The organism is Undibacterium sp. TJN19, from assembly GCF_049339485.1.
In the GTDB taxonomy this organism is placed as follows: Bacteria; Pseudomonadota; Gammaproteobacteria; order Burkholderiales; family Burkholderiaceae_D; genus Undibacterium.
The window spans coordinates 1128603-1152657 of sequence record NZ_JBMPPL010000001.1 but is presented as its reverse complement, the minus strand read 5'-3'; the positions used below and the strand labels follow the sequence as shown (position 1 = coordinate 1152657).

Below are 24055 nucleotides of genomic sequence, written 5' to 3'. Positions count from 1 at the left end.
TCCCATTGCTGTCGTTTCAGTTTGTCTTGAATGAAGTCATAAACGTGTCTATCACATCACGGCTGACTACTTTTTCAGGGCCCAGAATGACGATTTGATACACCCAGGGACCGCGTATCACGAAGCGGGCCGCCATCAGCACCGGCTCGCCATTCCTGAGTTTGCCATGAACTTCTATCTCTCCCGAAGTGGTCGTTCTGGTGTTTTCAGGTGTGCCCTGGACATTCTTGATCATGCCCTTTTTCATGGCTTCCATGACTAGCCCGGTTTTGCCGGGGTCGTCGATTTTGGTGCTGCCAACCGCAAAACTGACGCCGCCGGCTTCTGTTGCCAGCATGGTCATTTTGATATCTATGCCTTCCAGTTGCAGGTTTTTGCCATCACTGACAGCTTTGCCGGGCATCAGTATGGCAAACGGTGCCTCATTGCTGCGGGTTTCGCGCCAGTCAAATTTCGGGCTGCAGGCGCTGGCAAAAAGCAGCACTGTGCTGATGAATACAATTTTTGTGACTATTTTCATGAGTCCAAGGCTAGGATGGGGGTTGAATTGTGCTGATATTAAACAGATGTCAGCTGTGTGCATAAAACGCGGGTTTCAAAATCTTGCTTCAAAAATCCACTTCAAAAACTGATATGACATGCAGCATGCATACCTCAGCCCTCATGATAATGGGTTTGCCAGGGTTTAGTCTGCCCTCAGTACTGATATCAGTACTGATATAGCAGTAATAAAAAACAGACAGGCAAACACGGTCTTGTCTTTGCAATCAGGGCTGTTAATCGGGCGATACACTAAGGTATCATGAGCCAATTTCCAAAATAGCCATTTCAGCCTGAAGATTGAAATCCTGTTATTCACGTCTTTTACCTACCATTTCTGGTGCCGCGATGTCACTTTCTAATTCACTTGGCATTTCTTTACTGATACTGACATCGCTGACAGCTTGCGATCGCCTGGGATTGCCAGACCCTGCCCGGGATGCTGCCGTCCGCGAATCCGACGCCAGAGCCACCGGCAGTGCATGCAGGCATGCCGGACGGGCCATAGAAGATTGCTATGCACTCAACCCTGATGCGTCGAGAGCGGCGGTCTATGCCGGTTGGAAGGACATGAACGACTATATGCGTGAAAACAAGATTGATGTCGTCAAGCCCGAATTAACCAAATCCGAAGCGTCAGCCAAAGGCGAAGAAACCCACGCCAGTGCTTCTGCCAGTGCAAAGGCGGAAAAATAGCCTTGCGCAAGCATGCAATGACCGCGTATGTACGCCTCATGCAACAGGCTGACCTGACTGCGGTATTCCATATTCAGTCACTGGCCTATGTCCCAACCATGGTCGAAGCCATGCACTTGCTTGCAGCCCGACTCGACAGTGCGCCTGAGACGGTATGGGTGGCAGAGCGTGATGGGGAAATCCTGGCCTACTTGATGGCATATCCATGTGCCCGTGACCAGCTTTCTGCATTAGGGCAGACGTTTCAGGTGGCAAAGAATGCTGAAGCCCTCTATCTACATGATCTGGCAGTGCATCCCAAAATGGCTGGACAGGGGCTGGCACAAAGCATGGTCAGCCATGCTTTGGATTATGCGCGTCAGCAAGGCTTATTGCAGGTTTTATTGGTATCGGTGCAAAGCACGGGCACATTCTGGCAGCGTCTGGGGTTTGTGGAGCAAGCCCATCTGGAGCCGGCACAATTAGCTAAACTGGCCAGCTATGCCGGACCGGCCCATTTTATGCAATTCACGCTGCAAGGAGCATGAATTGTCTGGAGAAAAGTCTTGTGTCTGCCTCTCAGCAAGGCAGACACATTATTCAGCGCTTACTCTTCGGCTTTGTCTGAAGATTTTTCTTTTTTATAGATGATTTTTTTCTTACCACCTTCGCAACTGCCAACGACCCTGTACTTAGTCTCTGTGTCTTTGGAAACCACCTGCAGGGTGTAGTTATTCACTCCTTTGCCCTCGAGTTTTGCTGCAACTTTATCTTTGATGGCTTCGCAAGAAGTAATTTCGGCCCAGGCTGAAGTACTGGACAGTCCCAGCAACAAGCTGATTGCCAAACCCCTGACTAAACCTTTGATCATCCCCTTGACCAAAAAGCTTTCTTCCATTTTGCCTGCTCCTTTTCTGTGCTTGGTTTGTCATTGTTACTGTGAGTCACTATAAAACCGTAACATTTCTGTTTGATTTTTAATAGAAATACATGGGTTTCTGTGAGTAAAGCGTGGTAAATCGTCTGCAATTGCAGGGTTTAGCGGGAATTTGAAGATGTTTTTGGGTTTAGCCAGCGTTCAGGGTCTGAATGCCAGAACAGGGCGCATTGACGCCATCGCTGGCTACTGGAATAAAATGGCTTATTATTCCCTAGCGTTTGAAATTCAGGCAACATGCGGTATGGCATTTGGCTGACTATGCCATATTGAGCGTTATCCCCTATTTGTAAACTAGTGAAACCGGACAGTATCAAATGAAGCAAGCCGTTTTACCCACCAGTCGTTTGGCCATCGCGCTGGCAGCGTGCCTGGTGCTGGCGATCGTCGTGGGTGCGGCAACTGCGGTATGGATGTTGCGTGTGCAGGAAATCGGCAAATGGGAAAAGCAGACTGAAACTTTCAGCATCGTCCTGACCGAGACGGTCAGCCAGCAAATGGATTTTGCCTATACTGCGCTCGACAGTATTTCTGAACGTATACAAGATCGCTGGAGCGTCAGTGCAGATTACCTGACCGCCAAGCTGTCTACCCATGATTTTCATCAGTTTCTGCGTGAAAAAGCCAGCCTGTCGCCGGCAGTTGAAGTAATTTCTGTGCTGGATGTCAAAGGTAATGTCATCAACACCTCGCGCAATTTTCCTGCGCCGACCTATAGCCTGGCTGACCGTGACTACTTCACGGCGCAACGCGATAACCCGGTACAGGGCATTTACCTGAGCTCTTCCGTGCGCAGCAAGACGACGGGCAAATGGATGTTTTTCCTCAGTCACAGGCTGACCGGCAGCGACGGGGAATTTATCGGCGTCGTCATTCTTGGCATGTCCCCTTCCTTTTATTCACAGTTCTATGAAAAACTGAGTGCCGATGGCCATGCATCAATAGGCTTGCTGAGGAATGATTTTACCTATCTAGCTCGCTGGCCCGAGCGAGGTGAAATCATGGGACAGAAAAATCTCACCGGCAGCACCTATGAGCTGGTGCATGAACAGAACAAGAAATCCGGTGTCATCGTCAGCAATAACATCAGAATGGCAGATGGTGGCAAGCATATTACGCGCATGGCAGCCATACAGACACTGGAAAAATACCCGCTGATCATCAATTTCTCAGTGGATGAAGACTTATACCTGGCTGACTGGCGCAAAATCAGCACGGGAATTATCGTCGTCGCCATGAGCGGCATATTGGCCATCGTTGCTGCCTTCAGCGTACTGGTCAATCTGCTGGAGAGGCGCGAGCAGGATCTGATCGTGACGACTGAGTTGAAACAACAGACCGAGGTCATTAACCGGAATCAGGCACACTTGTTGAAAAACCTGACCGAGCAACAGATTGCCTTGAAGGATTCATCGGACCGCTTGCAGGCAATTTTCCAGAATGCCGCTGACGGCATCATCATGATCGATGACACTGGAAAAATTGAGGCATTGAATCCGGCGGCAGTGGCGATTTACGGGCATCCAGCGAATGAAGTTGTGGGCAAGAACGGCAAGTTCTTTTCACCACCTGGGCAACCGGATTTGTTGGGCCTGGCCATGAGCCGTACCGAGTTTCTGGAAACCGGTTGTCTGCGTACCGAGGTCGAGCGCATGCGCAAAGACGGCAGCATGTTCCCTGCCGAGCTGGCCATCAGCGAGTATTACCATGCAGGCCGGCGCAAACTGATCGTCATCGTCAGGGATATTTCCGAGCGCCGCAAGATTGAGCGCATGAAGAGTGAATTCATTTCTACCGTCAGCCATGAGTTGCGCACTCCCCTCACCGCCATACGTGGTGCTTTGGGTCTGGTGGTGGGCGGTGCCATGGGGGGCGTGCCGGACAAGATAGCGGCCCTGCTGGCGATGGCGCATAAAAACAGTGAAAGCCTGACCAGACTGATCAATGATTTGCTGGATATCCAGAAGATAGAAGCTGGCAAGATGGATTTTGTTTTTGAGCGACTGAGTTTGCAGTCATTGCTGCAAACCGCCGTCAACAATAATCAAGGGTTTGCACAGAGCATGGAGACTGAAATCGTACTCAGCAACAGTTGCGATGACGCTACTGTGATGGTTGACGCAGGGCGCTTCCAGCAAGTGATGGCAAATCTGTTATCGAACGCCTGCAAATATTCCCCCGAAGGCTCCAGGGTCAGGGTGGTGACCATGATGCGCAATCAAAACTGGATACGCATCGAAGTCATTGACCAGGGCAGCGGCATACCCGAGGCGTTCCGCGACCGACTGTTCCAGAAATTTTCTCAGGCAGATTCTTCTGACACCCGCGCCAAGGGTGGCACGGGGCTGGGGCTGGCAATTTCACAAGCCATTATCAAACAAATGCATGGTGAAATCGGCTATTACATGGATGAACTGCAAATCGCTGGCACGCATTTTTACATAGACCTGCCACTGCACCTTGACAGCCCGGACGACATCAGCAATCTCATATCAAAGCCAGATCACGTGGCTTAATACCGCTGAACACCTGATCTATCTGGCCAGCATTCAAGCCATAGATACTACTGAATAAGCCCCCCAACACGGCGCGGTATTCATTAAGCACAGGATAATCGCGGTTCTGGAACAGCTTGTTTTGTTCGAGCGCGATTTGCTCACCTGCCACGCGCCCGCCTTTAATGCCACCGCCCAGTACCCAATATACGCTGCCATGACCGTGGTCAGTGCCAAGCTTGCCATTTTCGCGGAAGGTACGGCCAAATTCACTGATGACGACCACGGTGGTATCGCGCCAGGTATCACCCATTTCGGTACGATACGCGGCCAGCCCGCGTCCCAGTTCTTCAAACTTGACAGCCAGTGTGCCACTGGCACCGCCCTGATTGACGTGCGTGTCCCAGCCACCGACATCGATAAACCCCAGTGCGTATTTATCGCGCATGAGCCGCGCTATCCTTTGCGCTTCCAGTTCAAAACCCTTGGTGGAAATCGCATTGCGATTCGCGCTGTTCATTTCTTCCTGCATTTCACGGGCGACTTCATCGCGCGTGGCAAAACCATCCTTGACGGTTTGCGACAGGCTGGTGTCGCCATACATTTTCAGTATCAGATCGCGCTGACGCTGGTCGACATTGGCTTTGCTGACATTGCGCATGGCCGTATTGGCGATATGTGCCGAACCCTGCATGGCAATCGGCAACTGGTCAGTGAACGACATGGCGGCAACTTTTCCATTATTGCCCAATACCTTGGCAAGGCGATTTAAAAACCCTGAGTGAAAATCGCGGCTGGCATTGAGCGGCTGGCCCAGTTCTATACTGTCCTGTGTTTCAAAATGGCTACGCGACAGGTCATCAATCCCTGCGAAAGGGATGAAGGCCGCTTCACCCTGCTGGAACATGGGATAAATCGTCTCGCGCAGGGCAGGGTGCAAGCCCCAGTCTGCATTCAGTTCCAGTGCCGCATTCGGCGATGAGCCAGGCCTGGCGATAGCGATATTGGGCCGGGCTTCATAATAAAAATTGCTGGAAGTGGGAATCAGCAAATTGCTGGCATCATAGCCGCCGCGCAAAAAAACCAGTAACAGGCGGTTCTGTGTCGAAGGGGCAGCCAACACATGGCTGCTCAAACCCAGCATGGAGGCGGATGGCAACATGGCCAAAGCTTTTAACAAGTCACGACGTTTCATGATTCGTACTCTCTCTGAAAAGGTTAGCGATGCATCATTTCTGGGGATGCCAGAAACAGGGTGCTCCATTCGGGTGCCGTATTGGTCTGGCTTAAGGCCGCCTGGGTGCTAGTGCTGAATTGTTTGCTCCAGCCTTTGACATAAGGTGAGGCTGCCAATGCCGGTTGGGGCGGCTTATCCTGTGCAGGCTGGACTACAGCTGGTTTTGCCGGCTGATTTGTGGCCTGGTTTGCGGCTTGATTTGTCCCCTGATTTGTAGCCTGATTTGTCGCCTGATTTGTAGCTTGATTTGTAGCTTGATTATCAGCCTTGAACAAACCAGGGCTGCCACCGGCGATAGCACGGGCAATATCAAAACGCACCGTCATCTGGCCTGAACTGGCCCAGGCACTTTCAGTCAAGGCATAGCCATCCGGTGTTTGCCTGCCATTCAATTGCTGGCCCATCATGTTCAGCCAGTTCAGCATGGGGCCGGTATTGACGATGGTATTGCCATCGTAAGCCAGGCGGATTGACGCCAGCATGTAATGCAAGGGATCCTTGAATTTTTTACCCAGCGAGGCGACAAATTCCTGGCTGTCAAACATGGCGCGCAGGGTCGCCTGGATATCGCCATCCGTTTGCAGGAAGCGATTTGCCATTTTTTCAACCAGTGCAGGCGATGGTGTATCCGACACAAAGAAATTCGCCAGTTTCTGGCTGACATAGTGGGCAGTGGCGGGTTGCCTGGACAGCAGTAACAAAGCCTCATCCAGCTCAGGCATGCCGCGACCTTTGAGGGTTTTGCCCAGTATCAGCTTGTCGCCAAAATCATGCCGTTGCGGCTGGAATTCAAACAGGCCCTTGCGGTAATACAGTTTCTCCTGCTCGGGCTTCATCTTTGGCATGTCTTTATTGATGCTGATGCCAACACCGGTCAGTACCCTTGCCAGTTCCTGCACATCTTTCTGGGTATAGCCACTATTGACACCCATGGTATGCAGTTCCATCAATTCTCGCGCATAGTTTTCATTGATGCGGTTGACGGCATTGTGCTCATTATCCAGATACCTGAGCATGGCCGGATGCAATACCGTGGCACGCAGCAGATCACGGAAATTACCCAGCGCATTCGGGCGTATTGCCTGTTCTTCAAAGTCGCCAAGCATGGCACGCACATTGGCCTTGCCGCTATGGATATTGAAATGGTTCATCCAGAACCAGCTCATCTGTTCCTGTAACTGGTTGCTGGAATAGATATCACGCAACAGAGAACGGGTAGCGGCCTCACGTGCCAGTCTGCTCAGCTCCTGCTGGTATTCTTTGCCCAGCGTGTCATCAATGCCTTTTTGCTTGTCGGCGGCGATACGGCGCGCTTCCAGGTCACGCATGATGTCTTCAAAAGGCTGGCGGGAAATTGTCATCGCATCGACTTGCGCCTGAATCGCAGGGGGCAAGACAGCTTTACGCCCCCGCAACTGCTGGTCAAGGAAACGGTCTGGCCCGACGGCCTGGATTTGTTGCAATGATGAATAACTGCTACCCCAGGTAATGCGGTTCAGTAATTGCTCGGGTGGTATCGCAGCCTGCGTCAGGAATTTGCTATTGCTATTTTCTGCATGCTGTTGTGGCTGTGAACTGCAAGCTGCCAGCAAGGCGAGCAGACTGGCACTGACGGCATGGTGCAGCTTTAGTTGAATTTTCATCTCTAACCTCTTCCAGATTGCAGGGCAGACAATAGATATGCGCCGACGGCCTGACACAATAGAGCCCGCATCAACGTATAACGCCCCAACACTGGAAACGTTATACGCGAAGGCCGGATATTTTTGGAGATTTTCGTAACTTGCTGTAACAAGCAAGAAAATAGAAGAGATTACTTACAATTTGATTCGGCAATTCGATAAAAAGCCTTTAGATCACGTCGTCACTGTCTGTCAGACCATCCAGTAAACCGTCGGATCCGTTGTCTGCTCCCGCATCTGCCAGGCTTGCTGGTGTGGTGTTGGCATCATGATCAAAGTAACCTGGCAAGAGGTCACCGTTACCCTGGTTTAACTGGGCGGCAGAATTATTTGCCACCTGTGCATGATCCTGGTTGCCCATCATATGGCCCAGGCCCTGGAACAGAAATGCACCCGCTGCCACGCCCGCCGCAGTTGCTGCAACGGTACCCAGCATGCTGCCGGTGTGGCCACTAAAAAAGCCGGGTGCAGAAGCCGTACTGGGGATGGGTGGCATGCCCAAGGGTAATGGCGGCGGGTTGGCCGCATAATTATTGACCGGCACACTGTTTGTTACATTTAAAGGCCGGCTGCTGGCACTATTACCCCAGCCACTGATGGCGGGATCGAGAAAAGCTTTCCCTGAAGCAGGGGTATTCAGCGCCTGCAATTCACGTATGTTGGCCTGCAAGCTGGCGATCTGGCTATTGGCTGTCGCCAAAGCCTGCTCCAGCAGCAAGGCTCTTTGCACCAGTAGGTAACTGGCATCGGGCTGTTTGCTGACAGCTTCTGTGATCATGTGCTGCGCCTGCAAGTCCTTGTCGATACCTTGAACCTTGCTTAATTGATCAAGGAAGTTTTGTAAAATCTGGGTTTCTTGTGGGGACATGGCCATCTCCTGATTGGATGATATAGCCTCTATCTGGTCATGTTTCCCGGAATTTCAACGATCAAGTCAATTGGGATGGATGGGGAAGAGTGGGGAAATGCGTATCAATTTCCCTGAGCAATACCTCATTGCTTTGATCTATCAGTATATGGGCATGACAACTCATGCAAGGGTCGAAGCTTTGTATGGTGCGTTGTATGTCTATGCCTGTGAAATCGCGGACATTGTTGTCGTCATTGCAACGGTTATCACCGTTGCCACCATGCCTGAAGCGGCTTTCCAGTATTGGCGTATTCTGTAATGCCATCTCCAGCGGCCCTGGTACTTGCCCCGGCGTGCAAGTGCCTACATTGATGCGTGAGGGGATGGCGATCTGGTAGTTATCGATGACCTGATCCTGGATAACTGCCCAGTGCGCCAGGAAGCCACGGCTGGCGCCCCACAAGCCAACACCCAGTTGCAAGCCATACTTGCTTTGATCCAAAGGGACATGCGTGAGCGTCTCACCGTTACGCACCAGCCGCTCTGCAATGCCGATATTTTCCAGCGTGACAGCCAGGTTAAATGCCAGGGAGCAGGCACGGGCACGGTTGCGCTCGAAGGCATTCCAGACCGCCGGGATTTTCCACTGCATGGCGATTTCCCGGCCAGTCTGCACAGGCAATAAAAATTCCAGACTATTGCCGGTGGCCGCCACATATGGGTTATCGGGTAATTTTTGCGCAGCAGCCGTCAGATACAAGCGTGCATACGCCCCCACTTCAAAATTATGGCCATGCCAGGTCAGACTTGATCCCCAGCTATAGGCTTGCGGATTCAGGTTTTTCGGGTTCCGGGTTCTTTTGTTCCATGGGTGAAAGGCTGAAATGGCGTTGCCATTCGGGTCTGTCCCGATGATATGTTGTGTGGCGTCGTTGACATTATCGTGTCGTTGCTGATAAGAAAAATCCAGAAACTCTTCCATGCCAGCATTGAGCAGGCTCAGGCGCGTGCTGGTCAGCTCACCATTGATCATCACCGCAGGTGTGGACCAGCGTTTTTCTCCCCAGGCATCGCAATGTGCATAGCGCCCGTCATAATGATCAGGATGATCCCATTGACCAAAATCGAGCATGGAAGCCGCCGAGCGCCCCAGTTCTTCATAGAGGGGATTGGCATCAAGCATGAAATCAAAAACCTCATTCCAGACAGCAGCGGTTTTCTGGGCGTATAAAACAAAGGGCTGCAAAATTTGCCTGAATTGCCTCAGTTTTTCAGCATCCGCCTGTATCGTCACCCCACCTGGGATGATGGATTCAGAATGCGGGTACTTACCACCCAGCAGTGTATAAGCCCGACGCGCCCGCGCTACCATTTGCAGTGCTTCTTTATACAATGCGCCGCTACCCTTGTTAAGCGCAGACAGGAGATCGCTGATGCAGGTATAGCCATGTATGGCGGTATGCTTGCTATGGCTGTGCTGTGCCAGAGACCAGATTTCAGGATTGGTATTTTGTATGACTTGTGCCGAATAATCCGGCCCCGCCAGAATGAACAAGTGCATGCAGTTATCGTTCAGATACTGGCAACTGAGTAACAGGTTGCGCAAGACGATACCCAAAGGTGGTGGCTCCAGCCCCAGTGCCATCTCCAGACAAAGCGCAGAAGCCGTCGCATGGACGCCGCCACAGATGCCCGAAGCCGTTGCGCTGACCATGCCTACCTTGGACAAATCACGTCCCGGCAATAGTGACTCATAGCCTTTGAAAAGTGTCGCCATGGAGGCACTTTCCAGTATCTTCCCGCCGGCAAGATCAACGCGGCAATGTACGGCCAGCGCGCCTTCCAGCCGGCTCATGGGGTCTGTTTTAGCGCTCAGGCTGGCAGTATTCTTTTCCCTGATCAACTGCATGAGCCCGGCACTGAGGCGGTTGCCTGAGGGCTTCAGATTTCCTGCGGCTGGCGTCTGTCTTGCCTGGCCAGTGTGCTCCAATTCCAGATCCATATCGTTTCCTTCCTGTATTCGGACTGATTGTCTGGCATACGCCATCAGGCGAACTGTTCCCATTGCGGGTCGGCGATATAGCCGTACCAGGCCGCATCCGGCGCACTGCCATGCATGACTTTTTTGACCTTGATCCAGATCTGGTTGCCCCAGTCGTGGTGCCAGTAAAAAATCGGGTCATTGGTCAGGCCTTCGGTGGACATGGACCAGTGCAACAGACGGCGATTCCACAGACGTTCGTCCCTGTCATCGATGGCACCCTGTTGCAACTGACGCTCAAAATAATCTGTGGCGCTGACATCGCTATATTCTTCAAACGCCGATCCCATGTTCAGCCATTGCCCGTTTTTGCGGTAACGCAATACCACATCGATGGAAGAGCCGGTACTGTGTATGGGAAAACTGCGCGCATCCTGCGGGTCAAAATTGCGTGGGTCACGTAAATACCCCAGCGTGTGCAGACGCAATTCTTCATCGGTGGCATCGGGTTTGGCGACGCGCCCGCGCTCCCAGTAAAATGCCCACAGGCCACGCTGGCATTCTATGGACCGGTAGGCATCCAGTATCAGCAACTCCACGTCAAAAGAATGCAGCAGGTGATTGATACGCGCCAGTTTTTCTGCGAAGGTTTTCCTCAGCCAGCCATCAGTGCGGCTACCCTGTATGGCTTTATGATAGGGGGCATTGCTGCCATCCGACATCGCATGCCAGGATGAAAACGGCAAATCATAATCACGCACATTCACCAGCTCTTCGGTAAATAGAGGTGATTGCCGGTCCAGCGGGATCTGGTAATGTGGCAAACGTATCCTGCTCAGGTCAACCAGCGGGATTTGATAATCGATGTCATACATGGTTTAACCTTCTTCCTTTTCCATGGTTTGTTTTTCGGCCATCTGAACATGACGTGCTGACAGCAATTGCATTTTTTCTGCGAAGATAGAGTGGTTATAACGTCCTTCTGCCTGGGCCAGCTGCAAAATTTTTTCCCTGGTCCCAGCTTGCAGCGCGCCTATGAGGTAGCGGTAGTCCTCGATCTCTTCACTGAACAGGCGGGCCAGACAGCGCGTCGTATACTGAGTTTGTTCATCAGCGAGAATGGCAGCAAAGCTGTCCAGGCCGGTGATGCCGTTGCTATTGATCTGGAATTCGATTTCAGGATGTTGTTGTGCAAGCCCTTGCTCTACATGGAAGATATATAGCCAGTGTGTTTCACTGGCAGACGCATCCTGCATCGCTGCCTGCATGAATTTTTGCTGCGTGCCGGTAACATGAATATCATTGATGATCATGACGCGCCTGTGCCTGAATGCAGACATCTGTGTATCTTTTCCTGCCAGGGCATGTACGCGCTGCCGCTCTGCCATGCGAGTTTGCGACGGGTTCTTGCTGTAGTCATTGCTTTGCCTGAATTCAGCCAGGTTGCTGACAGCGATCTGCTGTTGATTCAGACGTGGCTCGATCAAGTCGACGCGATGCCCCCATTGCAGCAACAGTTTGCAGACTTGTCTTGCCAGCAGATTCGCCGCTGAAGGCAGAGAATAATAAGCCGGCGCAGTGATGACCCAGCCTGGCCCGGATGGGGCAACATCATTGCGCATGATGTCTGCGGCCAGCAGGGCAAGCTCCCGGCTGAAAAAATCAACCAGTGGCATTTGACCCAGCTTCATGCCGGGATAGTGGCGGTACAAGGCCACGCTTAATGGCAGAGGTAGCCCGGTGATTTTTTCCAGACAGTACAACTGCTGTGCACGGTTGACAGGCTCAGTCATCAGCATCAGGCGACTGCTTTATTCCATTCATGATGGGACGGCAGCTCGCCCTTGCTTAAAGGCGGCAGCAATTCCACCGTAAAATTCTCTTCCAGTGCGCCTACCCAGATACGTGAAGACAGATTGACTTTGTATAATTCAAACAACTTATCGTCATCAGCCTTTGTTTCGCTATAGACACGCCTGTCTATCAGTTGATAAAAATCAAGCGGCACGAAATCTTCATTCAGCATCACGTGCGCAGTCTGCCTGCCGTCACTGACCCACCATTCAAATTTCATCTGGCTATTGCAGCGGCTCACACAGTTATCGTTTTCCATGACCGTCAGGCTGCCAGTGTCAGCGCAGTGGGTGACATAGTTCAGCGAATCCAGCACGCCCGGCCCAGGGTGGGCGCTGACCACGACCAGGTTTTCACGATGCCACAACTGGTCTTTGGACAAGGCCAGTGCTGCTACCTGCATGGCACGGTAGCCAACGGCAGTGCCCCACCATAGTGAGCGTTGATGCATGGCGGTGGCTTCCTGGTAATCAAGCGTGAGAACCTTGCCATTGTCAACGATGCGTATCAGCAATCCTTGTGCGGGAATATATTCTTTGGAAGAAAAAATCATGGTCTTTCCTTAATGGAGTTGACAATTTTTGTAGGGCAATCAGCAAATTCTCGGCAGTTGTTCACCGACCAGCATGTCGACGATGCGTTTGCCGCCGAAACTGGTTTGCATGTGCACGCGCCCGGCCCTGCCACCTGTCAACACAGTACCAATGTCAGCAGCGTGTTTTCCCAGTGGATGGTCCCGCATGGCTGACAGTGCGGCCTGTGTCTGGTTTTCTGGCACGACGGCAACGATCTTGCCTTCATTGGCCAGGTATAAGGGATCAAGGCCCAGGATTTCGCAAAAGCCTTTTACTTCCTGACGTATCGGCGTCCTGGTTTCATGAATTTCTATCGCGCACCGCGATGCATCGGCAATTTCATTGAGCACCGAAGCTATACCGCCACGGGTGGCATCGCGGATAAAGCGTGTGCCCGGTGCGGCGGTGAGCAAAGTCTGTATCAATTCATGCAAGGGGGCGCAATCACTTTCGACAGGGCTGGACAAATGCATGTCACCACGCGCATTCAATATTGCCGCCCCGTGATCACCCAGAAAGCCATTGACCAGTATATGGTCGCCTTCGCCAGCCAGGTGCGCGCCTAGCCGGTAATCCTGATGGATGACGCCTATCCCCGCCGTATTGATGAAGATCTTGTCACAACTGCCCCGGCCCACCACCTTGGTGTCACCAGTCACGATGAATACACCAGCCGCCCTGGCGGTGTCGGCCATGGATTTGACGATCTGGCGCAGGGTGTCGACTTGCATGCCTTCTTCTATGATCATGGCGCAGGTCAGGTACAAGGGTGTGGCACCGCCGACTGCCAGATCATTGACCGTGCCGCAGATTGCCAGTTTGCCGATGTCGCCACCGGGAAAGAAAATCGGGTCTATGACATACGAATCCGTGGTCATTGCCAGCCGGTCACCATATTTCGCCAGATCGCTTAACTGGAAGCGAGCCTGGTCTTCCAGTGTATTCAAGGCGGGATTGCTGAAGGCATCAATGAAGACATCGTCAATCAAGTCACGCATGGCTTTGCCACCCCCGCCATGTGCCAGGGTGATGACCGAACTGACCAGCTTGCCTTGCCGCCTGCGTGTTGCCACTTCGTCGGTATGGGTTTCTTCATTGGCCGGAGCCAGATGTTTCTCTGCCATGTTCATACGCTGATCTCCTCTACTGGATGTATTTTGATACTATCTTTAGGTGCACCGCCGTATTGATAATAGGCAGCACAGGCACCTTCGCTCGATACCATGAGGGCGCCCAACGGTGTTTCTGGTGTGCAGGCCTTGCCATAGACCTTGCATTGCCAGGGCTTGATCGCGCCTTTCAATACTTCACCGCATTGACAGGATTTAGGGTCAGCAATGGTGACGGCCGGAATGGAAAATTTCTTTTCAGCGTCATACGCTAGGTATTGCTGGTTCAATTGCACGCCTGAATTGTCGATCGAGCCCAGTCCACGCCATTCAAAGAACTGGCGCAGCTCAAAAACCTTGCTGATGGCTTCCAGTGCGGCCCGGTTACCGTGTTCAGGTACAACGCGGTTGTACTGGTTTTCTATGTGTGCTTCACCTGCATGCAATTGTTTCAGCACCATCCACAGGGATTGCAAAATATCCAGTGGCTCAAAACCAGACACCACAACCGGGCGATGATAGTGTTCAGCAATGAAGCCGTAGGGCTGGTTGCCTATCACCATGCTGACATGGCCAGGACCAAGAAAACCATCAAGCTGCAAATCAGGCGAATCAAGCACTGCCTTGATGGTAGGGATAATGGTGATGTGATTGCAGAACAACGAGAAATTGCGTATACCCTCGGCTTCGGCCTTCAAAACGGTCAGCGCGGTGCTGGGCATAGTGGTTTCAAAACCCAGGCCAAAGAAGACGACTTCTTTATCCGGGTGTTTCCTGGCGATATTCAATGCATCCAGCGGTGAATACACCATGCGTACATCTGCACCCAGGGCCTTGGCCTGTAACAGGCTGCGCTTGGAACCCGGCACGCGCATGGCGTCGCCAAAGGTGGTCATGATGGTATTTGCCTGTTCGGCAATGGCGACGCAATCATCGACACGTCCCATGGGCAGTACACAGACCGGGCAACCCGGGCCATGGATCAATTCCAGGCTGGCGGGCAGCATGTTTTCTATGCCATAGCGAAAAATTGAATGTGTGTGGCCACCGCACACTTCCATGATGTAGACGGGGCGCTTCAGGTCTTTGGCCAGGTCATCTGACAGGCGGGTAATTTCCCTGATCAAAGCCCTGGCTTTTTCAGGGTCACGAAACTCATCAACGTATTTCATTTTCTGCCTCCCGGTTTACTGTGGTTTTATTACTTAAATAGCCGCGTTCGTCAGCCAGCAGGGTATGCACCAGATCCCACAGGACGTGATAAATGGCGACATGACATTCCTGAGTGCGGTGTATGCTGTCTGAATCAACCACCAGACAGTGATCAAGACCTATCTTTTTCATTTCCCCGCCGGTGCCGCCTGCCAGACCTATCGTGACAGCGCCTGTCTTTTTCGCCTGTGCAAATGCCCGCAGCAAGTTGTCTGAATTGCCGCTGGTGGAGATGCCGATTAAGGCATCATTGGGATGGAGCAGGGTGGCAACCTGGCGTGCATATACGTTTTCATAACCGACATCATTGGCGATGGCTGTCATGACAGTCTTGTCGCAACTGAGGTCATAGGCTGGCAAGGCGGGTCGGCCTGTCGTAACAGGGTGCAGAAATTCCACAGCGATATGTGAGGCGTCTGAACTGGAACCTCCATTGCCCATGGTGAATAACTGTCCCTGCTTTTTATAAACAGTGGCAATCGCGTTCGCGCAATTCACCACGGCTTGCTGATGGTTGGCAAAGAACTGGCTGATGACGTTTTGATGTTGCGCCATTTTCTGGGTAATGGAATCAAGCAGCGCCTGATTCATGCTCGCAGCGTCCGCTTTCTTTTTGTTCAGAAACGGATACAGGGCTTGCAGGTGGCTGGCATTTTCTGTGTTAATCATGATGATCCTGGTCGATGAAGCTGCATTTCTTCAAGAGTCGCCTTCTTGCATGGCGACCAGTTCTTCCTGCATTTGCCCAAGCTCGGTCAATATCGCCAGCGTAGACTGCGCTTCCGCCTCGTCGATGACGCTCATGGCAAAACCCACATGCACCAAAACCCAGCTATCGATAAGCGTGTGCAGACTTTTACCATCCTGCGCAACACAACTGAGATCGACTGCGCGCTGTATGCCGCCGACGTCCACCATGCCCAACTGCTGTTCAACATCCGTGATGCTGACAATTTTTCCTGGAATTCCCAAGCACATGATTTCTTCCTTTAAGGTGAGGTCTGGAGTGGCAAGATTTAAATTTTCTGGTTTCTTTACATCTGATTTTTAATGATTCTGGCGGCAGCAATCACTGCCTGACCGAGGGCAACACCACCATCATTGGCTGGCACCTGTGCATGGCTGAGACAATTCAGTTTTCTTTTGCTTAAAGACTGGCTCAAGCCTTCCAGCAGTACGGCGTTTTGCATGCAGCCGCCCGATAGTGCAATGTCATGGAAGCCATATTTCTGCTGTAACTGATCAACCATGTCGCAGATGCCGGTGATCAGCCCTGCGTGAAACCGTGTAGCGATGCGCTTGTTTGCTACGTCTTGTTGCAAGTCGCCCAGCAGTTGCGGCCATATGCTGGCCGCATTAAGTTCCAGTAATTGCGTGTCGGTTGCGCTTTCTATACTGAAGCGGTAAGCCTGGTGACCACCCTTGTCACCGTCGCCACCGTGCAGGTAGTTTTCGAGCAAATCTTTATCGACCAGCATTTCCAGTTCCATTGCTGCCTGTCCTTCGAACTGTACTTGCGCAGCATGCAGGCCGATGGCTCCGGCAACTGCATCAAACAGGCGGCCGGCAGAGCTGGCGACAGGGCAGTTAAGCTTGTCCTGCATCATGGCGTGTAAAGTGGTGATTGGTTGCCCAGCCAGAAATTTCGCCAGTGCTGTGTTCCCGTATTTCTCTATGAAATCATTCCAGCGCATGCTGTTGACGATCTGTGCATAGCTATTGCGCCATGGCTGTTTGATGGCTTGTGCCGCACCCGGCATGGCGACTGGTTTGAAGCGGCCTACGCGCTTGAAATTACAGTAATCTGCCAACAGAAATTCACCACCCCAGAGCGTGCCATCATCACCGAGACCCAAGCCATCAAGTGCGATGCCCAGTACTGGCGGGTGGCTTAAGGTAATCTGGTTTTCTGCCATGGCGCTGGCGATATGGGCATGATGATGTTGCACTTCGATGACAGGAAGCGGCGCTGTGCCAATGTCTGACCTGGCGAGCTTGTTGCAGATGTATTCAGGATGATGGTCAAGTGCCAGATAACGCGGCGAGAATTCAAACAGGCGCTGATAAAGCGCCAGGTTATGCTCGTAGTCATCGAAGGTGCAGACATCTTCAAGATCACCCTGATGTTGCGACAGGATGGCCGTGCCTTGCTTGACCAGGCAAAAAGTCGATTTCAGTTCTGCGCCGTAAGCCAGTATCTGGTCGGCATTTTCAAAGCCGGCCGGTAAAGCTATTGAGCGCGGCGCATAGCCCCGTGCGCGGCGCAAGACTCTGGCTTTGCCCGCCGTGCAGCGTACTACGGAATCATCAATACGATTGGCAATATCGCGGTTATGACAGACGATGAGGTCGGCGATCTTGCCCAGGCCAAGTATGGCTTCGGTATTGTCCGTGATTTGCGGTTCGCCTGACAGATTACCGCTGGTCATCACCAGCGGCTTGCCAAATCGCTGGCTGATCATGTGATGCAGCGGCGTGTAGGGCAACATGAATCCCAGCAGATGGCTGCCAGGTGCAATGGCATGCGATAGCGGCGCCAGTGCAGGATGTGGCAACTGCCTTGTTTCCAGCAATACGACAGGTGCTGCCGCGCTTTGCAGTGTTTGTGCTTCGAGCGCTGAGACGCTGCAATAATTTTTTATCGTGTCCATGTCATGCGACATCAGGGCGAAGGGCTTGGCATAACGCTGCTTGCGTTGGCGTAAAAACTCTACACTTGCGTGATTGCTGGCGTCACAGCACAGATGAAATCCACCCAGCCCCTTTACTGCAACGATCTTGCCGGCACTCAGTGCCTGATGTATCTGTTCCAGTTGTTGCTCTGTTCTGTGATGCAGATCGCTCAGGTGTGTAGCATGGCAATCAGAGGCAACAAGCTGGCCGGCCTCATGAATGCTCAGGCGTGGGCCGCAATCATGGCAGGCGACGGGTTGTGCATGAAAGCGTCTGTCCAGCGGATCGGCATATTCTCTCTGGCATTGTGGGCAAAGCGTGAACGCTGCCATCGTGGTTGTTTCACGGTCATACGGTATCCCTTCGATGATGGATAGCCTGGGGCCGCAATGCGTACAATTGGTAAAGGGATAGAGATAGCGCCGTTCTGCCGGGTTGGCGATTTCATCAAGGCAGGCGCGGCAGGTGGCTGCATCGGCCACTATCTCGGTGCGGCCATGACCATGACTGGAGGCAGCGATGCGAAAATTTTGATAGGACCACGGCGCATCAATCACTGCCGAATTGATGGAGTCTATTTTTGCCAGTGGTGGTGCTTCATTTTGCAGGCGTTGCAAGAACTGCCGTATATCGGTTTGCATGCCCGACAGGCGTATAAGTACGCCATCTGTATCATTCGATACTTCACCATGCAACTGGCATTCCACCGCCAGCCGGTACACGGCAGGGCGAAAACCTACACCCTGCACAGTGCCCCTGACGCGTACCTCCTGATTCTCCAATACAGCTGACATGCCTGGTCCTCGTCATTCTGGCTACTTCAGCAGGAACAGACCTGCCTTCACTTAACGATGGTCTTGTCAGACGTGTTGCTGACAAAACAGCGGTGCGGAACTGATTATTTCCGCACCGGCACTGCATAGAGCTATTTACTGGTTTTTGGATATAAAGGGACCAGGGAGTTATAGATGTGGCTGACACCCGTGTTAGCCGGTTGCCCGCCGGGTTGTGAACCATTGGAATGGCAACTGAAACAGTTCGACCCGTTGCTCTTGCTGCTGACACCCTGGTCGTAAGTTTCCATGGTGGTGTTGTTGAGCAAATTGGTACCCACCTGATTACTGTTCGGGAACTGGGTATTCGGTGCTACGGTCTTGCCGCCGATAGTCCATGTTGCACCAGTCATGATGTAGTTGGCACGCACATCGCCGCTGATCAACTGGCTCAGCACACTGCTGTTGACGGAAATGACTTCTGTATTTTCCAGCAGCGCATTGGTGGCGTCAGAACCCGTGCCCCAGGCTTTCCAGCGCAGGGTGTCGCTTGGGGCGATGGTCTGGCCAGGGTTTGCGGTGATATTGGGGGATCCCGTGAAGTTCGCTTTTTGCACATTATAGGTCGTGGCATTTGGTGCAGAAAACACCCAGGTACCGCCGCTGCTTTGTGCCACGTTCACCGTACCGCCGCTGGCATTGGTGTAGCTGTAGGCTGCATTCGGTGTATTGCTGATGTGTTCGAATGTTGCCCAGATCATTTCAGGGTGACCGTTGGCGCTGCCCACCACATGCATGCCGACCAGTGCCAGTACCACAGGACGTGTCTGGCCAGTAGGTATCCATAATTGCGGATTGGATTTGTTATAGACCGGCACATTGGTGTTGACGGTGACATAGTTGCTGGCTTTTAAACCCAGTGCATCAAGACCAGCCGTGTCTATCCATGATGTTTTGACTTCCATTGCCAGCGCTTCAGAAGCGAGTAATTTGACGCCCTTGGATGCTGCATAGGCAATGACAGGGTCAAGTTCAGGCTGTGTCGTCGGGAAAACATTATTGGGGTTGGAGATATTGCCATTGGCGACACCGGTCTGGAAATAGGCAAACACATCATTGACCATGGTGGCGTAATACACCAGCGACTGATTTTGGCCCAACAATACGCCAGACAGGCTGCCTGCCTGGCCCTGGGTTGGTTCTATCGCATTGCCCAGGCTATCAATGAAAACCGTTTTGCCATTCGCCTGGAAAGCCTGCACCATATTCTTTGCTACCTTGCCGTCGAGTTTCAACAGTTGGGGCGCAACACGTACGGCCAGCGAGGTGTCCATCGGCGCTACACTGGGGACGGCGATTTTCTTGTTATTTGTATCGAAGAAACTGGGTTTCTTGCCTTCCTGCGCTTCTATGCGGCCAATTTCGACCAGCTTGCCGGCATTGCTGCGTATCAGCGATTGTCCTTTTTCAGTCTGTGGCGCAGGCAACACTTCAAATTCATGCCCGTTTTTATCCGCTATCCTTTGCAAGCCATTTGGACCCACCTGGGCGCTGCGGATGTTCAGCAGAGGCAGCGGCACATTTGGCAGGTTCGGGGTATAGGTACGCTGATTTTGCGCATTTTTGCCAGATACATTGAAAAAGACTGGTGAATTGAAAACCAGACTATTACTGCCACCATAAGAACTGGGGGCTGGCGAGGTCAGCCACAGGAACATCTGCTCCGACCATTGATAGAAACTACAATCGCCAGTGTTGGGGAAAGTCACGCTATTGGCTGGATTGACGGCACCATTCAAGGTTACGTTACCGCCGAACCAACCGGAAAAGGTCTGCGGCGAAACAGCGCACAATGGCTTGGCATCTTGCGGTATCACGGTTTGTGCCTGCACCTGGCCCGTCAGCAGTGGCGTGATCGCAACCGCCACACATCCCAGACATTTTGACATAGCGCCACTGCGCCGTATTGTTGTCATGAACCCACTCATTGTATTTCTCCCTTTTTTGCAAGATCAGAGCTGTTCTTTTCTCGCTTTTGATTTGACATCTGACTAAGTTGCTCACAGAAGACGCACGCCAGCATTGCCTGCATCTTTGAGGCGACAATTTGCTTACTGCATTTGCTAAAACTTCGTTTGAAGCGAAGGACTAAGAACAACACACGGCAAAAGACCAGAACTGACGGGCTTGCATACCTGGGCTGGCAATTGGTTGAAAAATCAGGCGAGGTATAAAAAATACAATAATCACTTGGAGTAGTAATTTAGCATGCATTTTATATAATTGAATATTAAATTATCAATTATTTGCAATTTTTATATGACAAAATGAAAAGTGTGCGAAATGCACGTCAGCAGACAGAAATTGCCGGATGCTGTCCGATAATTTGCTTTTCTGAAACTAAGAGAAATACGGGGGAGTAGATTTTATAGCGATGTAGAAGACGCGATATGCATGGCGCTGATGTCCAGGTGATGCATGTACATTGATGCTCTTGAGGTGCATTCGTGCACTTCGAGTGTTGAGCTAATGATCTTTGAAAGCACGCCGGTATTGTATGGCTTCTGCTACATGCGCAGCGCTGATCTGTGTTGCTCCCGCCAGATCGGCGATGGTACGGGCGACTTTCAAGACCCTGTGATAAGCGCGGGCTGACCAGTTGAGCTTGATCATGGCATTGCGCAATAGCTGTTCGGCCGCCTGGTCAGGCTTGCAGTGCACATCTATTTCTGTGGTGGATAACAGATTATTCGCCTTACCCTGACGCGCTTGCTGTCTGGTAAATGCCATTTCCACTCGTGCATGTATACTGGCGCTGGCTTCGCCGTCAGCCTGTTTCAGCAAATCGGCATGGGGCAGGGCACCAACCTGTATTTGCATGTCAATACGATCCAGCAAGGGGCCAGAGATTTTGTCCTGGTAGCGGGCAATCACGTCAGGCGTGCAACGGCACTTGCCATTGCTGTGGCCAAAATAACCACACGGACATGGGTTCATCGCCGCAATCAGCTGGAACCGGGCCGGAAAATCAGCCTGGCGGGCTGCGCGCGAAATGCAAATGTGGCCTGATTCCAGCGGTTCACGCAAAACTTCCAGTACCTTGCGGTCAAACTCAGGTAATTCATCGAGGAATAAAACGCCACGATGCGCCAGAGAGATTTCGCCTGGACGTGGTGTGCCACCACCGCCAACCAGCGCCACAGCAGAAGCAGTATGGTGCGGCGAACGGTAGGGTCTGGTCTTCCATTTCTCTATGGAAAATCCAGAAGTCAGCGATTGTACTGCGGCGGATTCCAGCGCTTCCTGATCGGTCATGGTAGGCAAAATGCCAGGGAAGCGCGCGGCCAGCATGGATTTTCCGGTACCCGGTGGGCCCACCATGATGACGGAGTGTGACCCCGCGGCAGCCACTTCGAGGGCTCGTTTGGCCTGCAACTGACCTTTGACTTCCACAAAGTCAGGATAATGTGGCCGTGTCGTTTGGGCGGCTGGCCGGTGACGCACCAGCTTTTGATCTGCGCCTATAGCAGCAAAGTGAGCACATACTTGCAGTAACGAATCTGCCGGATAAATGGCGGCATCGCTGACCAGTGCAGCTTCATCCGCATTCGCGCGAGGCAAGATAAAAGCCGGTTCCTGCTGTGATGCCTGCTGGCTTTTGCAGATGGCAAAAGTCATGGCCAGTGCCCCGCGTATCGGTCGCAATTCACCTGATAAAGAAAGTTCACCGGCAAATTCATACTGTTCCAGCGCATCACCGGGTATCTGGCCTGATGCCGCCAATATGCCCAGGGCGATGGGCAGATCAAAACGGCCAGATTCTTTAGGCAGGTCTGCCGGAGCCAGGTTCACTGTGATTCTTTTGGCCGGGAAATCGAACCTGGCATTCTGTAATGCCGCCCGTACCCTGTCCTTGGATTCCTTGACTTCGGTTTCAGGCAGGCCAACGATAGTGAATGCAGGCAAACCATTGGCGAGATGCACTTCCACCGTGACTTGCGGTGCGTCCATGCCATTGAGGGCACGGCTTTTGAGAACAGCGAGCGACATCGGGGTTATTGCCTATACGTCTTTTTGCGGGGATTCCAGTGCAGCGACTCTTGCTTCCAGTGCTTCCAGTTTGGCACGGGTCTTTGCCAGTACCTGGGCCTGAATATCAAATTCTTCCCGGGTGACCAGGTCCAGTTTGGAAAAACCCTGGCTCATCATCGCCTTGACATTCTTCTCTATATCTTTGGCCGGTGAGTTTTCCAACACCTGGTTAATCTTGGCTTGCATGTCATTAAAGAAATTTTGCTTATCCATACTTTATCCTCTATGTTGTAGTTGCACCTAATTGGTGCGCGCATTACCTGACTGTTTTTTTGTATAGAAACTTCATGCCTTTTATTGGTGCATAAAGCTTCAAAGCTTGCTTATTACTCTATTCACTTAAGAATGATAGCGCATCTTGCCATACCTCCATCTGGTATTGGGGGCAGGTGCATGAAATCAAGTGTTGTCTATCGTTTACCCCGGCTAACTACAGCTTGCAAAGGAGGCAATCATTCAAAACTAAGTAAAGTTACGTAGTTGGCACGACTCCTGCTAACAGGGAAGAGAAAAGAAAATTTAGCGTTCACGAAACACACTGGCGGGCCAGACAGCCAGATCGTCAAATGAACCCTGCAAGACTTTTATTCAATCCATATGTTTATCAATCAGGGGGAAGCGCAATGAAAAAACTAGTAATCGCCGCTGCTGTTGCCACTACTTTTATGAGTGCCTATGCATTTGCAGAAGACGCCAAGCCAGATAATGAAGTCAGCTTCAATATTGGTGCCGCCAGCGAATACCGTTATCGTGCTATTGCGCAGTCACGTATGGACCCTGCCTTGCAGGGTGGTGCCGACTATGTGAATAACCCTAGCGGATTTTACGCCGGCACCTGGCTGTCTACCATTAAGTGGACCAAGGATGCCGGTGGTGGCGGTGATATCGAATGGGATCTGTATGCTGGTAAAAAAGGCGAGATCGTGAAAGACGTATCGTATGACGTCGGCATTCTTTCCTATATTTATCCATCGAATGGCTTGAATAAAATCCCTGGTTTTGCAGACGCAAACACCACAGAAATCTACGGTCAGATCGGTACTGGCCCAGTCTATGCCAAGTACTCGCATTCCGTGACCAACCTGTTTGGTTTTGTGAATAGCAAAAACAGTGGTTACCTTGATCTTGGCGCCAACATTGATCTGCCAGAAGGGTATACCCTGGGTTTGCATGTAGGCCGTCAGACCATTAAAAACAATGGTGCCTACTCGTATTCCGACTGGAAAGTCGGTGTCAATAAAGAATTTTTTGGCGTGAACTTCGGTCTGGCTGCCCTGGGTACGAATGCCGACAGCAAACTGTATGTGACACCCGCCGGAAAATTTACAGGTAAAACCACTCTGGTTTTATCTGCAGTCAAATCCTTTTAA

22 protein-coding genes are annotated in these 24055 nt (G+C 51.9%); 5 read left to right on the top strand and 17 right to left on the bottom strand.

Annotation, left to right across the window (positions count from 1 at the left end; translation table 11 throughout):
- Positions 1-16: 16 nt before the first annotated feature.
- Entirely contained in the window at positions 17-520 is a 504-nt protein-coding gene (locus tag ACO0LH_RS05335; protein WP_422940001.1) for a hypothetical protein, read from the bottom strand.
- A 368-nt stretch (positions 521-888) separates the two neighbouring features.
- Between ACO0LH_RS05335 and ACO0LH_RS05330 the strand changes: the two genes are divergently transcribed.
- Complete coding sequence (locus ACO0LH_RS05330; protein ID WP_422940000.1) at positions 889-1236, top strand: hypothetical protein; 348 nt, start codon at positions 889-891, stop codon at positions 1234-1236.
- A gap of 2 nt (positions 1237-1238) precedes the next feature.
- A complete protein-coding gene (locus ACO0LH_RS05325) occupies positions 1239-1763 on the top strand; it encodes a GNAT family N-acetyltransferase (RefSeq protein WP_422939999.1) in 525 nt (174 codons plus the stop codon).
- Between the two features lie 59 nt (positions 1764-1822).
- Here ACO0LH_RS05325 and ACO0LH_RS05320 read toward each other — a convergent pair whose 3' ends face one another.
- The gene (locus tag ACO0LH_RS05320) at positions 1823-2113 is read right to left on the bottom strand and encodes a DUF1161 domain-containing protein (RefSeq protein ID WP_422939998.1); all 291 of its coding nucleotides are present in this window, start codon (positions 2111-2113) and stop codon (positions 1823-1825) included.
- A 157-nt stretch (positions 2114-2270) separates the two neighbouring features.
- On the opposite strand from ACO0LH_RS05320, the gene ACO0LH_RS05315 reads away from it, so the two are divergent.
- Together ACO0LH_RS05315 and ACO0LH_RS05310 are read left to right on the top strand one after the other, a co-directional pair.
- On the top strand, positions 2271-2411 hold the full coding sequence (locus ACO0LH_RS05315) for a hypothetical protein (protein WP_422939997.1): 141 nt from the start codon (positions 2271-2273) through the stop codon (positions 2409-2411).
- A 58-nt stretch (positions 2412-2469) separates the two neighbouring features.
- A complete protein-coding gene (locus ACO0LH_RS05310; protein WP_422939995.1) occupies positions 2470-4668 on the top strand; it encodes an ATP-binding protein in 2199 nt (732 codons plus the stop codon).
- Here ACO0LH_RS05310 and ACO0LH_RS05305 read toward each other — a convergent pair.
- From ACO0LH_RS05305 to ACO0LH_RS05235, 15 genes are all read right to left on the bottom strand, one after another.
- Entirely contained in the window at positions 4640-5842 is a 1203-nt protein-coding gene (locus tag ACO0LH_RS05305) for a DUF1501 domain-containing protein (RefSeq protein ID WP_422939994.1), read from the bottom strand. The two genes, ACO0LH_RS05310 and ACO0LH_RS05305, sit on opposite strands and share 29 nt — an antisense overlap.
- Before the next feature lie 23 nt (positions 5843-5865).
- A complete protein-coding gene (locus ACO0LH_RS05300) occupies positions 5866-7527 on the bottom strand; it encodes a DUF1800 domain-containing protein (RefSeq protein WP_422939993.1) in 1662 nt (553 codons plus the stop codon).
- Between the two features lie 208 nt (positions 7528-7735).
- Entirely contained in the window at positions 7736-8434 is a 699-nt protein-coding gene (locus ACO0LH_RS05295) for a DUF2076 domain-containing protein (RefSeq protein ID WP_422939992.1), read from the bottom strand.
- A gap of 61 nt (positions 8435-8495) precedes the next feature.
- Positions 8496-10418: a nickel-dependent hydrogenase large subunit gene (locus ACO0LH_RS05290; RefSeq protein WP_422939991.1), complete on the bottom strand. Its 1923-nt coding sequence runs from the start codon at positions 10416-10418 to the stop codon at positions 8496-8498.
- 44 nt (positions 10419-10462) lie between these two features.
- Complete coding sequence (locus tag ACO0LH_RS05285; RefSeq protein ID WP_422939990.1) at positions 10463-11272, bottom strand: M15 family metallopeptidase; 810 nt, start codon at positions 11270-11272, stop codon at positions 10463-10465.
- 3 nt (positions 11273-11275) lie between these two features.
- Positions 11276-12196 (bottom strand): phosphoribosyltransferase family protein, encoded by a 921-nt coding sequence (locus tag ACO0LH_RS05280; protein WP_422939989.1) that lies wholly within the window; start codon positions 12194-12196, stop codon positions 11276-11278.
- Complete coding sequence (locus ACO0LH_RS05275) at positions 12196-12804, bottom strand: hypothetical protein (RefSeq protein ID WP_422939988.1); 609 nt, start codon at positions 12802-12804, stop codon at positions 12196-12198. Before ACO0LH_RS05275 ends, ACO0LH_RS05280 begins: the two co-directional genes overlap by 1 nt.
- A 39-nt stretch (positions 12805-12843) precedes the next feature.
- Positions 12844-13956, bottom strand: a complete 1113-nt coding sequence (gene hypE / locus ACO0LH_RS05270; protein WP_422939987.1) for a hydrogenase expression/formation protein HypE — start codon at positions 13954-13956, stop codon at positions 12844-12846.
- Positions 13953-15107 carry a hydrogenase formation protein HypD gene (gene hypD, locus ACO0LH_RS05265; RefSeq protein ID WP_422939986.1) on the bottom strand — a complete coding sequence of 385 codons (1155 nt, stop codon included), beginning with the start codon at positions 15105-15107 and terminating at the stop codon, positions 13953-13955. The genes hypE and hypD overlap by 4 nt, the downstream gene beginning before the upstream one ends.
- On the bottom strand, positions 15094-15816 hold the full coding sequence (locus tag ACO0LH_RS05260) for a D-sedoheptulose-7-phosphate isomerase (protein ID WP_422939985.1): 723 nt from the start codon (positions 15814-15816) through the stop codon (positions 15094-15096). The genes hypD and ACO0LH_RS05260 overlap by 14 nt, the downstream gene beginning before the upstream one ends.
- Before the next feature lie 30 nt (positions 15817-15846).
- Positions 15847-16125 carry a HypC/HybG/HupF family hydrogenase formation chaperone gene (locus ACO0LH_RS05255; protein ID WP_422939984.1) on the bottom strand — a complete coding sequence of 93 codons (279 nt, stop codon included), beginning with the start codon at positions 16123-16125 and terminating at the stop codon, positions 15847-15849.
- 56 nt (positions 16126-16181) lie between these two features.
- Complete coding sequence (gene hypF / locus ACO0LH_RS05250) at positions 16182-18614, bottom strand: carbamoyltransferase HypF (RefSeq protein WP_422939983.1); 2433 nt, start codon at positions 18612-18614, stop codon at positions 16182-16184.
- A 131-nt stretch (positions 18615-18745) separates the two neighbouring features.
- On the bottom strand, positions 18746-20569 hold the full coding sequence (locus ACO0LH_RS05245) for a hypothetical protein (protein ID WP_422939982.1): 1824 nt from the start codon (positions 20567-20569) through the stop codon (positions 18746-18748).
- A 550-nt stretch (positions 20570-21119) separates the two neighbouring features.
- The gene (locus tag ACO0LH_RS05240; protein ID WP_422939981.1) at positions 21120-22643 is read right to left on the bottom strand and encodes a YifB family Mg chelatase-like AAA ATPase; all 1524 of its coding nucleotides are present in this window, start codon (positions 22641-22643) and stop codon (positions 21120-21122) included.
- A gap of 12 nt (positions 22644-22655) precedes the next feature.
- Positions 22656-22898, bottom strand: a complete 243-nt coding sequence (locus tag ACO0LH_RS05235; protein WP_422939980.1) for an accessory factor UbiK family protein — start codon at positions 22896-22898, stop codon at positions 22656-22658.
- A 410-nt stretch (positions 22899-23308) separates the two neighbouring features.
- On the opposite strand from ACO0LH_RS05235, the gene ACO0LH_RS05230 reads away from it, so the two are divergent.
- Complete coding sequence (locus tag ACO0LH_RS05230) at positions 23309-24055, top strand: TorF family putative porin (protein WP_422939979.1); 747 nt, start codon at positions 23309-23311, stop codon at positions 24053-24055.

Coding starts and splice junctions, on each gene's coding strand:
- hypF (WP_422939983.1), bottom strand. CDS start 18,614: ATGTCAGCTGTATTGGAGAATCAGGAGGTACGCGTCAGGGGCACTGTG.
- ACO0LH_RS05285 (WP_422939990.1), bottom strand. CDS start 11,272: ATGTATGACATCGATTATCAAATCCCGCTGGTTGACCTGAGCAGGATA.
- ACO0LH_RS05245 (WP_422939982.1), bottom strand. CDS start 20,569: ATGACAACAATACGGCGCAGTGGCGCTATGTCAAAATGTCTGGGATGT.
- ACO0LH_RS05295 (WP_422939992.1), bottom strand. CDS start 8,434: ATGTCCCCACAAGAAACCCAGATTTTACAAAACTTCCTTGATCAATTA.
- ACO0LH_RS05315 (WP_422939997.1), top strand. CDS start 2,271: ATGTTTTTGGGTTTAGCCAGCGTTCAGGGTCTGAATGCCAGAACAGGG.
- ACO0LH_RS05260 (WP_422939985.1), bottom strand. CDS start 15,816: ATGATTAACACAGAAAATGCCAGCCACCTGCAAGCCCTGTATCCGTTT.
- ACO0LH_RS05255 (WP_422939984.1), bottom strand. CDS start 16,125: ATGTGCTTGGGAATTCCAGGAAAAATTGTCAGCATCACGGATGTTGAA.
- ACO0LH_RS05240 (WP_422939981.1), bottom strand. CDS start 22,643: ATGTCGCTCGCTGTTCTCAAAAGCCGTGCCCTCAATGGCATGGACGCA.
- ACO0LH_RS05330 (WP_422940000.1), top strand. CDS start 889: ATGTCACTTTCTAATTCACTTGGCATTTCTTTACTGATACTGACATCG.
- ACO0LH_RS05235 (WP_422939980.1), bottom strand. CDS start 22,898: ATGGATAAGCAAAATTTCTTTAATGACATGCAAGCCAAGATTAACCAG.
- ACO0LH_RS05305 (WP_422939994.1), bottom strand. CDS start 5,842: ATGAAACGTCGTGACTTGTTAAAAGCTTTGGCCATGTTGCCATCCGCC.
- ACO0LH_RS05320 (WP_422939998.1), bottom strand. CDS start 2,113: ATGGAAGAAAGCTTTTTGGTCAAGGGGATGATCAAAGGTTTAGTCAGG.
- ACO0LH_RS05280 (WP_422939989.1), bottom strand. CDS start 12,196: ATGCTGATGACTGAGCCTGTCAACCGTGCACAGCAGTTGTACTGTCTG.
- hypD (WP_422939986.1), bottom strand. CDS start 15,107: ATGAAATACGTTGATGAGTTTCGTGACCCTGAAAAAGCCAGGGCTTTG.
- ACO0LH_RS05230 (WP_422939979.1), top strand. CDS start 23,309: ATGAAAAAACTAGTAATCGCCGCTGCTGTTGCCACTACTTTTATGAGT.
- ACO0LH_RS05290 (WP_422939991.1), bottom strand. CDS start 10,418: ATGGATCTGGAATTGGAGCACACTGGCCAGGCAAGACAGACGCCAGCC.
- ACO0LH_RS05300 (WP_422939993.1), bottom strand. CDS start 7,527: ATGAAAATTCAACTAAAGCTGCACCATGCCGTCAGTGCCAGTCTGCTC.
- ACO0LH_RS05310 (WP_422939995.1), top strand. CDS start 2,470: ATGAAGCAAGCCGTTTTACCCACCAGTCGTTTGGCCATCGCGCTGGCA.
- hypE (WP_422939987.1), bottom strand. CDS start 13,956: ATGAACATGGCAGAGAAACATCTGGCTCCGGCCAATGAAGAAACCCAT.
- ACO0LH_RS05335 (WP_422940001.1), bottom strand. CDS start 520: ATGAAAATAGTCACAAAAATTGTATTCATCAGCACAGTGCTGCTTTTT.
- ACO0LH_RS05275 (WP_422939988.1), bottom strand. CDS start 12,804: ATGATTTTTTCTTCCAAAGAATATATTCCCGCACAAGGATTGCTGATA.